This window comes from Ferrovibrio sp. (genome assembly GCF_036381655.1).
GTDB lineage: Bacteria > Pseudomonadota > Alphaproteobacteria > Ferrovibrionales > Ferrovibrionaceae > Ferrovibrio.
The window spans coordinates 60,391-73,512 of the sequence record NZ_DASVCJ010000059.1; the positions used below are offsets into that span (position 1 = coordinate 60,391).

Sequence of the window (13,122 nt, forward strand, 5' to 3'; positions counted from 1 at the left end):
CTCAAGCAAAGCGTTTCATCTAAAACGATAATGCCCGGGTCCGGGTTCCTGCGATCCGCCGAACAAAATCCAAAAAGCCCGCCAGGGTAGCGCGGCGGGCAGGCCTGCTCGACCGCCGCAGGCCGGAATTACGCGAAATCCTCGCTCAGACTCTCGCGCACCGCCTCCGGCATCACGGCGATATGGCCGTAATTGGCATGCTCGATGGCGAGCAGCACGCGCGTGCCAGGCGCCTTGAAGGCGGCGATCTGCTCCGGCGTGAAGGGGAAGCGCAGGAAATGCACGCTGGAGGTCTTGCCGTCCTCGCGCGTGCGCTCGGCATCCTCTTCCGGCACGGCGGCGATCCGGTGGCCGCCGAAATCCAGCGCGATGGCGCGGTCGATGCCGCCGAGCTGGGCCAGAACGGCGGGGCGGCGGATCGCGTCGTCCACCTCGATCATGAAGGTGGCGACCAGTTCGCGGCCCTTGGGCACCAGCGGCGCATAGGCGCGCAGCTCGTCGGCGATCTGCTCCTCGCCGCCCTTCTCGATGAACAGCATCTCGTGGATCTGCCACCACATGGTGGCATAATTCTCGAAATAGAAGGTGCAGAAGGGACCGACGCCGACGCGGCGGTTCTTCTTCACGGCGACGACCTCGGCCCGCTTGTCCTTGCGGATCTTGATGAACTCGTCCATCGACAGAATGTCGGCGCGGGTGATCTCGGTCTTCGCGGTCATCAGCAGACCTCCTTCACAACAAACCACACGTCACAGCAGACCATAGGCCTTGGCGAACAGTTCCACCGGATGCTCGGCCCTGGCCGGCAGGGTGAAGCCGTCCTTGTCCTTGCCTTCGCGTTCCATGCCCTGGCGGATATGCATCGCCGCCAGCGGGCATTCCGAGGCGATATGCGCCTTGTTCTCCTTCACGGCGCTGCGCGCGACCGGCTTGCCGACCTTCATGCCGACCTCGAAGAAGTCCTTGCGCACGCCCCAGGAGCCGCCATGGCCGGAGCAGCGCTCGATCACGGCAAGTGCGCCGCCCTTCTCCAGCCCGGGGATCAGGCGCATCATCTCGGTGGCCTTCGCGCCCATATTCTGCGCCCGCGCATGGCAGGCCAGATGCAGCGTCACGCCGCCGGCCAGCGGCTTGAGCCCCGGCGCCAGGCCGTGCTTCTTGGCGATCTCGACGATGTATTCCGAGATGTCGAAGGTCGCCTGGCTGAGCTTCTTCACATTCTCGTCGTCCGGCAGGATCAGCGGCCATTCGAATTTCAGCATCAGCGCGCAGGACGGCACCAGCGCGACGACGTCGTAGCCCTGATCGATCAGCGGCGCGTAGAAGGCGGCGACGGCCCTGGCTTTGGCGGCGACGTCGTCGAGCGCGCCCTGCTCCAGCCGCGGCATGCCGCAGCAGCCGGGATAGTCGACGCGCAGTTCGACGCCGTTATGGGCGAGGATCTTCTGCGCGGCGGCGCCGATATCGGGATTGTTGTAGTTGACGAAGCAGGTGGCGTAGATCGCCGCCTTGCGCCCGGCCGCATGGGCCGGCGCCGCCGTGTTGACCGCCGGCGCGTCGCTTTTGGCGCGGGCGACGAAGGTCTTGGCGTGGAATTTCGGCAGCTCGGCATCGCGATGGACGTCGGCGACCGCTTCCATCAGGCCGCGCGTCAGCCCGTTGCCGCGCCGGCTCGCCCAGTTCACCACCGGCGCGGCCAGGCCGGCCAGCTTGCCGTTGCGGTCGGTCCGGCTGAGCTGGTCGCCGGCGACATCCTTGCGCCCCGCTTTGCGCTCGGCCGCGCGGTAGCGCAGCATCAGATGCGGGAAATCGAGATTGAACTCGTGCGGCGGCACATAGGGGCACTTGGTCATGTAGCACAAGTCGCAGAGCGTGCAGGCATCGACGACCGGCTTGAAATCCTTCGACGCGACCTCGTCCAGCTCGCCGCTCGGCGAGGCGTCGATCAGGTCGAACAGCCGCGGGAAGCTGTCGCACAGATTGAAGCAGCGGCGGCAGCCATGGCAGATGTCGAAGACACGCCGCATCTCGGCATCGATCTTCTCCATGTCGTAGAAGTCGGGATTCTGCCAGTCCAACGGATGGCGGGTGGGCGCCTCAAGGCTGCCTTCGCGCATGGTCTTCCCCAGATGCGGCGGAATGGAATGAAATACTGCAATACGGCGCGCGCAAACCGCGCATCATCATCCGGGAGGCGCGGGCCTCCCGGATGTCGCATCATCTGCGGCGCGGCTCAGCCGAGCGTGTCGAGGGCCTTCTGGAAGCGGCCGGCATGGCTCTTCTCGGCCTTGGCCAAGGTCTCGAACCACTCGGCGATTTCCTCGAAGCCTTCCTCGCGGGCGGTCTTGGCCATGCCCGGATACATGTCGGTATATTCGTGGGTCTCGCCCGCGATCGCCGCCTTCAGGTTCTTGGCGGTCTCGCCGATCGGCTCGCCGGTGGCCGGATCACCGACCTCGGCGAGGAATTCCAGATGGCCATGGGCATGGCCGGTCTCGCCTTCCGCGGTCGAGCGGAACACGGCGGCGACGTCGTTATAGCCTTCCACGTCGGCCTTCTGGGCGAAGTAGAGATAGCGGCGGTTGGCCTGGCTCTCGCCGGCGAAAGCTTCCTTCAGGTTGGCATGGGTCTTGGTGTTCTTCAAAGCAGGCATGGCTGGTCCTCCTTAATTCCTTCCCAGGCCGCGCGCCTGTCCCGGACGACCGGGACCCCGCGCGGCACGTCCCGCGACCGGCACCGCAAACCAAATGGGGGGCAGCGGGACAGAGATTCGGGACCGGCGGATTATGAACCCGCCCCGCATGGTGTCAAGATTTTTTGGAATTATTCTAAAATACTGCTGGCTCGCTACGATCCCGCTCCGCGGCGGGCCGGCCCGCGCAGGTTGTTTCAGTCGTGCAGGCGGACGACCACATCGACCCGGGCGATGCGGGCGCCGTCGGGCGCCTCGGGCAGCCGGGCCACCGCCACCTCGGCCTCGGGGATGTCGCGCAATTCCCCGGTCTTCTCGTAATAGAAGTGGTGATGCGGCGCCAAATTCGTATCGAAGTAGCCCTTGCCGCCATCCACCGTGACCATGCGCAGCAGGCCGGCGGCGGTGAACTGGTGCAGGCAGTTATAGACGGTGGCCAGCGACAGGCGGGCGCCGCGCTCGGCAGCCTCGTTGAACAGGCTTTCCGCGGTGACATGGCGGTCGCCCTGGCCGAACAGGATTTCGGCCAGAATCAGGCGCTGCCGCGTCGTGCGGAGGCCGGCGGCGTGCAATTGCTCGGCGACGGCCTGGAACCGGGGCTCGATCACTTTACCCATATTGTCCGATATATAGCACCTGATCGGACCGACAAATAGCAGGTTTGTAACAAAGTGCAACGAAACTGTTGCGACCGGGCCGTGGATCACTACATTGTGCCCGGAAGACGGAGATTGGTCCGAAATCAAGGGGCCCCAGGAATATTCCGGGAGTGCAGGGGCTGATTGCAAATCAAGGGCTGCCGTCATTCCTGGCGCAACATCGGGGTTGAGGGTTCCGCACGTGGAACGGAAGTCGAGTTACACTTACGAAGATCTGCTGGCTTGCGCGCATGGCAAGCTGTTCGGCGAGGGCAATGCCCGCCTGCCGCTGCCGCCCATGCTGATGCTCGACCGGATTCTCAAGATCGCCGATCAGGGCGGCAAATACGGCAAGGGCGAGATCGAAGCCGAGCTCGACATCAAGCCCAACCTGTGGTTCTTCCCCTGCCATTTCGAAAGCGATCCGGTGATGCCGGGCTGCCTCGGCCTGGACGCCATGTGGCAGCTGGTCGGCTTCTTCCTCGGCTGGATGAAGGCGCCGGGCCGCGGCCGCGCGCTCAGCGTCGGCGAGGTCAAGTTCTCCGACATGGTCACGCCGAAGGCGAAGAAGATCACCTTCCATATCGACATCAAGAAGGTGCTGATGCGCAAATTCGGCATCGCGGTCGCCGACGGCACCATGTTCATCGATGGCAAACCGGCCTATGAATGCAAGGACATGCGGGTCGGCGTATTCCCCGACGGCATGGCCCCCGCCGGAGCAGGAGCCTGAGCAATATGCGTCGTGTCGTCGTCACCGGCCTCGGTATCACCTCTTCCATCGGCAACAACGCGGACGAGGTTGCAGACAGCCTGAAGGCCGGACGCTCCGGCATCGTCTTCGCCGAGGATTACGCCAGGCTCGGCTTCCGCTGCCAGGTGCACGGCACGGTGAAGATCGACCTCGATGCGGCGATCGACCGCCGCCAGCGGCGCTTCATGGGCGACGGCGCGGCCTATGCCTATCTGGCGATGGAGCAGGCGATCGCCGATTCCGGCCTGGACGGGAACGACGTCGTCAACGAGCGCACCGGGCTGATCGTCGGCTCCGGCGGCGCCTCGACCCGCAACCTGGTGCAGGCCGCCGACATCACCCGCGAGAAGGGCCCCAAGAAGATCGGCCCCTTCATGGTGCCGCGCGTGATGTCCTCGACCTGCTCGGCGGTGCTGTCCACCGCCTTCAAGATCAAGGGCGTCAACTATTCGATCTCGTCGGCCTGCGCCACCTCGGCGCATTGCATCGGCAATGCCGCCGAACTGATCCAGATGGGCAAGCAGGACGTCGTCTTCGCCGGCGGCGGCGAGGAACTGGACTGGACCTTGAGCGTGCTGTTCGACGCCATGCCGGCGATGAGCTCGGCCTTCAACGCCACGCCGGAAAAGGCCTCGCGCCCCTACGACCGGGACCGCGACGGCTTCGTGATCGCCGGCGGCGGCGGCATCCTCGTGCTGGAAGAGCTCGAACATGCCAAGGCGCGCGGCGCCAAAATCTATGCCGAGTTGGTCGGCTACGGCGCCACCTCGGACGGCTACGACATGGTCGCCCCCTCGGGCGAGGGCGGCGCGCGCTGCATGAAGCTGGCGCTGAACGATGCCGGGCGGCTGGCGCCGGGCCACAACGCGCCGATCGACTACATCAACACGCACGGCACCTCGACGCCGGCCGGCGACATCACCGAGCTGAACGCGATCAGGGAGGTGTTCGGCGAGGAACTGCCGGCGATCAGCTCGACCAAGTCGCTGACCGGCCATTCGCTCGGCGCCGCCGGCGTGCACGAGGCGATCTATTCGCTGCTGATGATGCGCGACGGCTTCCTCGCCGCGTCGGCCAATATCGACAACCTCGATCCCGGCGCCGAAGGCTTTCCGATCGTCCGCGCACGCAAGGACAATGTGACGCTGAACCGCGTGATGTCGAATTCCTTCGGTTTCGGCGGCACCAACGCCACCTTGATCTTCCAGCGCTACGACGCCTAGCCGCAGTCGGGCCAGCTTTTTCCGAACTCCGTCAGACCCGTTACGAACCCGAACCCATTTCTTCCGGACTCCGATTATGACCAATACGCATGCGTTGATGCAGGGCAAGCGCGGCCTGATCATGGGCGTCGCCAACGATCATTCGATTGCCTGGGGCATCGCGCGCACGCTCGCCGCCCATGGCGCCGACCTTGCCTTCACCTATCAGGGACTCGGCTTCGACCGCCGCGTGCGGCCGCTGGCCGAAAGCGTCAATGCGAAGGCCGTCGTGCCCTGCGACGTCGAGGACGAGACCAGCATGCATGCCGCCTTCGATGCGGTCGGCAAGGCCTTCGGCGGCAGCTTCGATTTCGTCGTCCATGCGATCGCCTATTCCGACAAGGAAGAGCTCAAGGGCCGCTATCTGAACACGACCAAGAGCAACTTCGCCCGCTCGCTGTCGATCTCCTGCTATTCCTTCACCGAGGTGGCGCGGCTCGCCATGCCCTATATGAAGGATGGCGGATCGCTGGTGACGCTCACCTACGAAGGCTCGACGCGGGTGATGCCGAACTACAACGTCATGGGCGTCGCCAAGGCCGCGCTGGAGGCCAGCGTGCGCTATCTCGCCGTCGATCTCGGCCCGCAGAATATCCGCGTCAACGCCATCTCGCCCGGCCCGATGCGGACTTTGGCCGGCTCGGCGATCGGCTCGGCGCGCGCCACCTTCAAGTTCACCGCGACCCATGCGCCGCTGCGCCGCAACGCCACGCTGGACGAGGTCGGCGGCGCCGCGCTATTCCTGCTCTCCGATTGCGGCTCGGGCGTCACCGGCGAGGTGATCCATGTCGATAGCGGCTTCCATGTGCTCGGCATGCCCAACCCGGCCGACCTCAACGGCGGCGGGAATGGCAACGGCAACGGCGAAGGCTGACCGCGCTCTCTTTCATAAAAATTCGTCATGCCTGGCGCGTCAGCGCCGAGCATCCATCCCGACCCTCCGCACAGCCGAACCGCCGCATGGACCCTCGCGCTGCGCGCAAGGGTGACGATTTTTGATTTTGAAATTCGTCATGCCTGGCGGGGCAGCGCCGCCTGCAGCACGGCGAAGAAGCGTTCGACATCCTGATCGGTGTTATAGACATGCGGCGTGACGCGCATCGACTTGCCGCGCACCGAGACGTAAACCCTCTCGGCGGCGAGCCTGGCCGGCAGATCCGCCGGCACGGCGGCGGCAAAGCGCAGGCCGAGGAAATGCCCGGCGCGTTTCGCCGGCGGCGCGCTGTCCAGGCCCAGCTCGGCCTTCGCGCGCGCGGCGATGTCGAGATTGCGCGCGGCCAGCGTCGCCTGGATGTTTTCCACGCCCCAGTCGAGCAGCGTCTGCAAGGCCGCCTTGGCGGCCGGCGCAAGCGCGAAGTTGCTGCGCTCGCCGACATCGAAGCGCCGCGCGCCGGGCTGGTATTCGCCCTGGTAATCGACCAGGCCGGCGAAATTCTCCGACGCCTTGCGCGCGATCCAGTTCTGCTCGAGCGGCATGGCCTGCTGCCAGCGCTTCGCCACATAGAGATAGCCGTACGAATACGGCCCCATCAGCCATTTATAGCCGCCGGCGACGAGGAAATCGGGATCGATCGCGGCCGCGTCGAAGGGCAGCGCGCCGAGCGATTGCGTCGCGTCGACGCAGAGCGCGGCGCCGACGGCATTGCAGGCGGCGCGGATGGCGGCGAGATCGAGCAGCCCGCCATCGGTCCAGTGGCAATGCGGCAGGGCGACGATGGCGGTGCGGCTGTCGATGCGCGCCAGCACGGCCGAGGTCCAGTCGTCGTCGGACGGCCGCGGCACGCTGACATGCGCCGCATCGGCCGCGCGTGCCGCTTCCATCCAGGGATAGACGTTGGAGGGAAACTGCTCGGCCAGCGTCAGCACGCTCTGCCCGGCCCGCAGCGGCAGGGCATGAACGGCGACGGCCATGCCGTAGGAGGCGGCCGGGATGAGGGCGATATCCTCGGCGCCGGCATTGATCAGCCGGGCGAACAGCGCCCGCACCGCTTCCGACTCGGTGAAGAAATCCTGCGGCAGGACCTGCCAGGGCTGCGCCTTGCGCCGCAGGCCGGCCTCGCCGGCGGCCACCGCCGCGCGGCTGAGCGGCGACATATAGGCGCAGTTCAGATAGGCGACGTCGTCCGGGATGTCGAACAGCGCGCGCTGGCTGGGAAGGAGTTTCGGTGCGGCCATCCCCGCAAGCTTAGCGGCGGCGGCCGGCGATGACAGCCTTTCGAATGGACCGGGACAATTTTCCGCTGCCGGGATCGATCGCTACAGCCGCGCCGCGAGGTCGCGGATGGCGTTACGGCAGGCATCGGCGGTGCGTTCCAGATAGGCGCGCGCGTCGGGCTTGAGATCGTCTTGCTGCAATTGTTCGTTGATCGACGCGAGAATAGCGCGCAGATGCCGAATACGGCCCGGCATATCCTTTTCCCCCTCAGGCGAATCACTCATGGCGGGGTGGAGCTTGCAGGCGGTTTGGTTAACAAAATCTGAGGCGCCAAACCGCGAAATTTTCCGGCGGCCGGTAACGACCGGGGACAGCCGGCGGCGGCCCGGCGTCAAGCCGCGCCGGCCAGACCTTCGCCGCGGCCCTCGCCCCTGCCCTGGCCCCGGCCCTGACCACTGCCCTGGCCGCTTCTCCCTCGGCGGCGTCGCAAGGCTGCCTCGGCCTGCGCGCGGGCGACGAAATCGTCGATCAGGCGCAGCAGCCCGGGCGCGATGGGATCATGCCCGCGCAGGATCAGCGCCAGGGCCGGGCGCGGCAGATTGCAGCGCAGCGCCAGCAGGTCGAAGCCGATCTCATGCGCGCGGCAGGCCGCCAGCACCAGCGGCTGCACATCGCGGGCGAAAAAGATCTTGCCCCCCGACGCGATGGTCGGCAGGCCATGGGCGCGCTGCCCGGCGCGGCGGAAAAACTGACAGGCGAGATGGTTCACAAGGCGGCTCCTGTGGGGCGCGGCGACCGGCAGCGACGCTAGCCGAACGGGGCGGCGCCGGTTGTGATCCGGGCGTGACCCTGCCGCGAAGCCCTGCCGCAAAGCCCGCCCCGAAGCCCTGGGGCAGGTGGCGTTTTGCAGTCCGGGTGTTCAGGCGCCGGTAAGATGCCGGTCAGACGCTGAGATCGGCGTTGCGGCCCATGCCGCGCGGCCGCGCGCCAGCCCGGCCGGTCTTGGCGTCGGTGGCGGCGGCGCCGGAATCGGCGTCCTTGTCGCGGCGCTTCTTGGCCTTGTCGGAGCCGCCGGAATTGCCGCTGGCGCTGGTCGCCATGGCGGTCTCGGTCCGCACCGGCACCGCCGTCACGGCGGCGGCGGCCTGCGCGGCGCTGGGCGCCTGCTGGGCCAGGCCCTGCGCCGGGTTGGCGGCCTGCGGCTGCGGCAGGACGGTGACCGGTGGGATGAACAAGCTCATATTTTACATGTAGTGACGTTGGAAAGGCTTGACAACCTCTTATTTTTCCGTCGCAGGTAGCATCGAATCCGTTTCTCTCGCTCCTGGAGGCGTCCCCTGGCCCGTTCCGGTCGAAAACCCGGCCTGCTGCAGCGGCTGTTCGGCACCGCCCCGGCGGCTGCGCCGCCCGCCCCCACCCGGCGCTATACCGGCCCGGCCAAGACGGAGAGCGAATCGCTGCGGCTGCGCGCCCAGCTCGCCCGGCAGATCAAAACCATCCGTGCACGGCTCAATCCGCAAGTCCTGCGCATCGCCGAGAAGCTGGCGCAAAAGGGCCCGCCGGCCACCGACCAGGACCGCGCCCAGCTCGCCATCGAGCTGTTCCTGGCGCAGAAGAAGGATGGCGGCGCCTATGTCAGCAAGCTGAAAGCCAGGCTGGAAGAGCAGAAGCGCCGCAGCCATTGAGGCCCGGCAGCATGATTCAGTGCAGCGCGTTCAATGCAGCGTGGTGCGCGGCGGCTCGCCGGTCTGCCCGCCCGCCTGTTCGCTCTTCTGCGTTTCGCCGCCGGCGTCCGTCGCGCTCGCCGCCGTACTCTCCGCCGTATTCTTGTGGGCGCGGTCGCCGCGGCGCAGCCGCTCATGCGCGCGGAAGGAGAAGGGGATCGAGACCAGATAGGCCAGCAGGATCGCCGCCAGGGTATACCAGGGCTGGTTCAGAAGGCCGGCGACCACGAGGCCGGTGGCCAGCAGGATGACGCCGACATATTCGCGCCCGACGCGGACGCGCTTGAACGAGAAGGTCGGGATGCGGCTGATCATCAGGCCGCCGACCAGCAGGAGCCAGATCGCGTTCAGGGCGGGCGAGCGGAAAAATTCGCTGTCGATCTCCAGGCTAACGATCAAAAAAAGCAGCGCCAGACCCGCGCCGGCCGGCGCCGGCACGCCCGTGAAGAAGCTGCCGGTCCAGACCGGCTTGTCGGGATCGTCCAGCGCGGTGTTGAAGCGCGCCAGCCGCAAGGCCGTGCAGACCGAGAAGGCCAGCACCACCAGCCAGCCGGTATTGCCGTGGCCGAGATCGTTCAGCGTCCAGAAATACAGCACGATCGCCGGCGCGACGCCGAAGGACAGGAAGTCGGACAGCGAATCGAGTTCGGCGCCGAATTTCGAGGCGCCCTTGAGCAGCCGCGCGACGCGGCCGTCCAGCGCATCGAACAGGGCGGCGACGGCGATCGCGCCGACGGCGAATTTCCACTGCTCGAGCAGGGCGAAGCGGATCGCGGTCAGGCCGGCGCAGAGCGCGATGATGGTGAGGATGTTCGGCGCCAGCGTGTTCAGCGGCATCTTGCCGAGCCGCTGCGGCGGGATGATCAGCTTCAGCGGCATGTCGTCGTCCTGCTTGCGCATCGCTTCTACTCTCCCGCTCCGGCGCGCGTCCGCCGATCGCCCGGCGCCGCTAGCGCACCTCGCCCAGGCGCGGCTGTTCGCTGGCATTGTCCTCGGCGATCACGGTCTCGCCGGCCACCGCGCGCTGGCCGACCACGGCCAGCGGCACCATGCCGTCGTCGAGATAGACGTCGACGCGGCTGCCGAAGCGGATCATGCCGAAACGCTCGCCCGCCTTCAGCGCCTGGCCTTCCTTCACGTCGCACAGGATGCGCCGCGCCACCAGCCCGGCGATCTGCACCACGGCGATCTCCTTGCCGTTGGCCAGCCTGATCCTGAGCGCCTGGCGCTCGTTGTCGACGCTCGCCTTGTCCAGAGCGGCGTTGACGAAGCTGCCCGGGCGATAGGCCATCGCGGTGACAACACCGTCCACCGGGCTGCGGTTCACATGCACGTCGAAGACATTCATGAAGATCGAGATGCGCAGGCGCGGATCGACGCCCATGCCGAGCTCTTCCGGCGGCACGGCGCGCTCGATCATCTGCACCACGCCGTCGGCCGGCGAGATCAAGAGGCCCTCGCGCAGGGGCGTGACGCGGTCCGGGTCGCGGAAGAAATAGGCGCACCAACAGGTCAGCACCACGCCGATCCAGCCGAGCGGCGTGGCGATCCAGAACAGCACCAAGGTCGCGACCGCGAAGATGGCGATGAATTTCCAGCCTTCGCGGTGGATCGGCACCAGAACAGAACGGATCGTGTCCATCGAGCATGCGCCCCAAGAAGAAACGGGAGAAGAAAAATGCCGCGCTAATCTAGTGATTATCGGCCGGCGGTTAAAGGGGTGGCGGATACCGTTCGGAAACCGCCATCCCGGCCTGGACTGTCCCGCAGCCGCGCTTCGCCGGAATGGGTCCAGGATGACGATTTTCCGGAACCGTCACCCCGGTCAAGCGGCGCCCGTCCAGCGCCGCGCGCGCCGGGATGACACGCTCTCCTCGTCATGGCCGAACCCGGACACTCACCTGGCCGGCCATTCGCGAGTTCTTTTTGGCCCACCGCGCCATCAGCCCCAGAGATCAATAATGCGAACGAGTTGCCTCACTCCGCCTCGATCGTCGGCAGCGGCGCGGCATTGGGCCGCGCGGCAGGCGCGATCTCCTCGCCGGCCTCGCGCGCCTCCTGCTGCTTGCGCCACAGCGCGGCATAGAGGCCGTTCTGCGCCAGCAGGTCGTGATGGCGGCCGCGCTCGGCGATGCGGCCGTCGTCGAGCACGATGATCTCGTCGGCATCGACCACGGTGGAGAGCCGGTGCGCGATCACCAGGGTCGTGCAGCCTTCGGCGGCGCGGCCGAGCGCATCCTGGATTTCGCGCTCGGTATGGGTATCCAGCGCCGAGGTCGCCTCGTCGAACACCATGATCTTCGGCCGCTTGAGCAGGGCGCGGGCAATCGCCACGCGCTGCTTCTCGCCGCCGGAGAGCTTCAGGCCGCGTTCGCCCACCATGGTCAGCATGCCGTCCGGCAGCCGCGCGATCAGATGATCGAGCTGCGCCATGCGCGCGGCTTCGGCCACCTCCGCTTCCGAGGCGTCGACCCGGCCGTAGCGGATATTGTAGGCGATGGTGTCGTTGAACAGCACGGTATCCTGCGGCACGATGCCGATGGCGCGGCGCAGGCTGAGCTGGTTGACCTCGCGGATGTCCTGGCCGTCGATGCGGATCGCGCCGCCGGTGACGTCGTAGAAGCGGTAAAGCAGGCGCGAGATGGTCGACTTGCCGGCGCCCGAAGCGCCGACCACCGCCACCTTCTCGCCCGGCGCGATGCGGAAGCTGACGCCCTTGAGGATTTCGCGGCGCGGATCGTAGGCGAAGCGCACCGCGTCGAGCACCACCTCGCCGCGCTCGACGGCGAGCGCCGGCGCGCCGGGCCTGTCCTGCACTTCCTCGGGCACGTCGAGCAGCTTGAACATCTGCTCCATGTCGATCAGGCCCTGGCGGATTTCGCGATAGGCGAAGCCGAGGAAGTTGAGCGGCATGTAGAGCTGGATCAGGTAGGTGTTGACCATCACCAGATCGCCCAGCGTCATCGTGCCGTCGCGCACGCCCAGCACGGCAAGGCTCATCACCGCGATCAGGCCGATGGCGATGATGACGCCCTGGCCGAGATTGAGCATGGCGAGCGTAGTCTGGCTTTTCACCGCGGCGCGCTCGTAGCGCTCCATCGCCTCGTCGTAGCGCCGCGCCTCGTGCGCCTCGTTGGTGAAATACTTCACCGTCTCGTAATTGAGCAGGCTGTCGATCGCGCGGGTATTGGCGCGCTGGTCCTCCTCGTTCATCTGGCGGCGGTATTTGGTGCGCCATTCGGTGAACAGCAGGGTGAAGGCGATGTAGCCGGCGATGGTGGCCACGGTGATCAGCGCGAAGGTCCAGCCGTAGAGCCACCACAGGATGCCGCCGACCATGGTGATCTCGACCAGCGTCGGCAGGATGTTGAAGGTCATGAAGCGCAGCACGAACTCGATGCCCTTGGTGCCGCGTTCGATGACCCGGCTCAGGCCGCCGGTCTGGCGTTCGAGATGGAAGCGCAGCGACAGCGCATGCAGGTGGTCGAAGACGTCGAGCGCCAGCGTGCGGATCGCCGATTGCGCCACCTTGGCGAAGACCGCGTCGCGGATTTCCCCGAATCCCTGCGCGCCGATGCGGGCGACGCCGTAGGCGAAGACCAGCCCGAGCACGGCGCCTATCGCCAGTTCGCCGCCGGTGATGCCGTGCTGCAGCATGTCGATGGCGCGCTTGTAGAGATACGGCACGCCGACATTGACCAGCTTGGCGGCGACCAGGAAGGCGAAGGCGAGCAGCACCCGCAGGCGCAGGTCCAGGCGTGCGGCCGGCCAGAGTCGAGAAAACAGCAAGCCGGCAACAGGATTTTTCAAGCGGGTCATGACGGGCTGGTCGTGGTCAGAGGGCTGGGAAATCGGTACGCTGGACGATGTCGCTGCGGCCTTGATCAGGGGCATGGC

15 protein-coding genes are annotated in these 13,122 nt (G+C 66.7%); 3 read left to right on the forward strand and 12 right to left on the reverse strand.

The features are described 5' to 3' along the window. Positions 1 to 128: 128 nt before the first annotated feature. From VF194_RS12195 to irrA, 4 genes are all read right to left on the reverse strand, one after another. Complete coding sequence (locus VF194_RS12195; protein WP_330891346.1) at positions 129 to 719, reverse strand: DUF3501 family protein; 591 nt, start codon at positions 717 to 719, stop codon at positions 129 to 131. A 30-nt stretch (positions 720 to 749) separates the two neighbouring features. Further along, complete coding sequence (locus VF194_RS12200; protein ID WP_330891348.1) at positions 750 to 2,117, reverse strand: heterodisulfide reductase-related iron-sulfur binding cluster; 1,368 nt, start codon at positions 2,115 to 2,117, stop codon at positions 750 to 752. Positions 2,118 to 2,233: 116 nt separating this feature from the next. After that, positions 2,234 to 2,653: a rubrerythrin family protein gene (locus VF194_RS12205; RefSeq protein WP_330891350.1), complete on the reverse strand. Its 420-nt coding sequence runs from the start codon at positions 2,651 to 2,653 to the stop codon at positions 2,234 to 2,236. Between the two features lie 236 nt (positions 2,654 to 2,889). Continuing rightward, on the reverse strand, positions 2,890 to 3,300 hold the full coding sequence (irrA, locus tag VF194_RS12210) for an iron response transcriptional regulator IrrA (protein ID WP_330891352.1): 411 nt from the start codon (positions 3,298 to 3,300) through the stop codon (positions 2,890 to 2,892). Positions 3,301 to 3,532: 232 nt separating this feature from the next. Between irrA and fabA the strand changes: the two genes are divergently transcribed. The 3 genes from fabA to VF194_RS12225 all read left to right on the forward strand — a co-directional run bounded on the left by fabA (position 3,533) and on the right by VF194_RS12225 (position 6,220). Next, positions 3,533 to 4,063, forward strand: a complete 531-nt coding sequence (gene fabA / locus VF194_RS12215) for a bifunctional 3-hydroxydecanoyl-ACP dehydratase/trans-2-decenoyl-ACP isomerase (RefSeq protein ID WP_330891354.1) — start codon at positions 3,533 to 3,535, stop codon at positions 4,061 to 4,063. 5 nt (positions 4,064 to 4,068) lie between these two features. Beyond that, positions 4,069 to 5,307: a beta-ketoacyl-ACP synthase I gene (fabB, locus tag VF194_RS12220; RefSeq protein ID WP_330891356.1), complete on the forward strand. Its 1,239-nt coding sequence runs from the start codon at positions 4,069 to 4,071 to the stop codon at positions 5,305 to 5,307. A 76-nt stretch (positions 5,308 to 5,383) separates the two neighbouring features. Further along, positions 5,384 to 6,220 carry an enoyl-ACP reductase FabI gene (locus tag VF194_RS12225; RefSeq protein WP_330891358.1) on the forward strand — a complete coding sequence of 279 codons (837 nt, stop codon included), beginning with the start codon at positions 5,384 to 5,386 and terminating at the stop codon, positions 6,218 to 6,220. 137 nt (positions 6,221 to 6,357) lie between these two features. Here VF194_RS12225 and VF194_RS12230 read toward each other — a convergent pair whose 3' ends face one another. The 8 genes from VF194_RS12230 to VF194_RS12265 all read right to left on the reverse strand — a co-directional run bounded on the left by VF194_RS12230 (position 6,358) and on the right by VF194_RS12265 (position 13,044). Beyond that, positions 6,358 to 7,521, reverse strand: coding sequence for an aminotransferase class V-fold PLP-dependent enzyme (locus VF194_RS12230; RefSeq protein WP_330891360.1), 1,164 nt, complete (start codon positions 7,519 to 7,521; stop codon positions 6,358 to 6,360). An 81-nt stretch (positions 7,522 to 7,602) separates the two neighbouring features. Beyond that, a complete protein-coding gene (locus VF194_RS12235; protein WP_330891362.1) occupies positions 7,603 to 7,755 on the reverse strand; it encodes a hypothetical protein in 153 nt (50 codons plus the stop codon). 137 nt (positions 7,756 to 7,892) lie between these two features. Then, positions 7,893 to 8,270, reverse strand: a complete 378-nt coding sequence (locus VF194_RS12240) for a hypothetical protein (protein ID WP_330891363.1) — start codon at positions 8,268 to 8,270, stop codon at positions 7,893 to 7,895. A 172-nt stretch (positions 8,271 to 8,442) separates the two neighbouring features. Continuing rightward, the gene (locus VF194_RS12245; protein ID WP_330891365.1) at positions 8,443 to 8,742 is read right to left on the reverse strand and encodes a hypothetical protein; all 300 of its coding nucleotides are present in this window, start codon (positions 8,740 to 8,742) and stop codon (positions 8,443 to 8,445) included. A gap of 39 nt (positions 8,743 to 8,781) precedes the next feature. Beyond that, entirely contained in the window at positions 8,782 to 9,183 is a 402-nt protein-coding gene (locus tag VF194_RS12250; RefSeq protein ID WP_330891367.1) for a hypothetical protein, read from the reverse strand. A gap of 33 nt (positions 9,184 to 9,216) precedes the next feature. Next, entirely contained in the window at positions 9,217 to 10,125 is a 909-nt protein-coding gene (gene pssA, locus VF194_RS12255) for a CDP-diacylglycerol--serine O-phosphatidyltransferase (RefSeq protein ID WP_330891369.1), read from the reverse strand. A 49-nt stretch (positions 10,126 to 10,174) separates the two neighbouring features. Then, entirely contained in the window at positions 10,175 to 10,867 is a 693-nt protein-coding gene (locus VF194_RS12260) for a phosphatidylserine decarboxylase (protein WP_330891371.1), read from the reverse strand. A gap of 335 nt (positions 10,868 to 11,202) precedes the next feature. Continuing rightward, entirely contained in the window at positions 11,203 to 13,044 is a 1,842-nt protein-coding gene (locus tag VF194_RS12265; protein WP_330891373.1) for an ABC transporter ATP-binding protein/permease, read from the reverse strand. Positions 13,045 to 13,122 lie beyond the last annotated feature (78 nt).

Excerpts from the sequence above, each read along its gene's own strand:
- VF194_RS12195 (WP_330891346.1), bottom strand. The coding sequence starts at position 719 with ATGACCGCGAAGACCGAGATCACCCGCGCCGACATTCTGTCGATGGAC.
- VF194_RS12200 (WP_330891348.1), bottom strand. The coding sequence starts at position 2,117 with ATGCGCGAAGGCAGCCTTGAGGCGCCCACCCGCCATCCGTTGGACTGG.
- VF194_RS12205 (WP_330891350.1), bottom strand. The coding sequence starts at position 2,653 with ATGCCTGCTTTGAAGAACACCAAGACCCATGCCAACCTGAAGGAAGCT.
- fabB (WP_330891356.1), top strand. The coding sequence starts at position 4,069 with ATGCGTCGTGTCGTCGTCACCGGCCTCGGTATCACCTCTTCCATCGGC.
- VF194_RS12225 (WP_330891358.1), top strand. The coding sequence starts at position 5,384 with ATGACCAATACGCATGCGTTGATGCAGGGCAAGCGCGGCCTGATCATG.
- VF194_RS12230 (WP_330891360.1), bottom strand. The coding sequence starts at position 7,521 with ATGGCCGCACCGAAACTCCTTCCCAGCCAGCGCGCGCTGTTCGACATC.
- VF194_RS12235 (WP_330891362.1), bottom strand. The coding sequence starts at position 7,755 with ATGCCGGGCCGTATTCGGCATCTGCGCGCTATTCTCGCGTCGATCAAC.
- VF194_RS12245 (WP_330891365.1), bottom strand. The coding sequence starts at position 8,742 with ATGAGCTTGTTCATCCCACCGGTCACCGTCCTGCCGCAGCCGCAGGCC.
- VF194_RS12250 (WP_330891367.1), bottom strand. The coding sequence starts at position 9,183 with ATGGCTGCGGCGCTTCTGCTCTTCCAGCCTGGCTTTCAGCTTGCTGAC.
- pssA (WP_330891369.1), bottom strand. The coding sequence starts at position 10,125 with ATGCGCAAGCAGGACGACGACATGCCGCTGAAGCTGATCATCCCGCCG.
- VF194_RS12260 (WP_330891371.1), bottom strand. The coding sequence starts at position 10,867 with ATGGACACGATCCGTTCTGTTCTGGTGCCGATCCACCGCGAAGGCTGG.
- VF194_RS12265 (WP_330891373.1), bottom strand. The coding sequence starts at position 13,044 with ATGACCCGCTTGAAAAATCCTGTTGCCGGCTTGCTGTTTTCTCGACTC.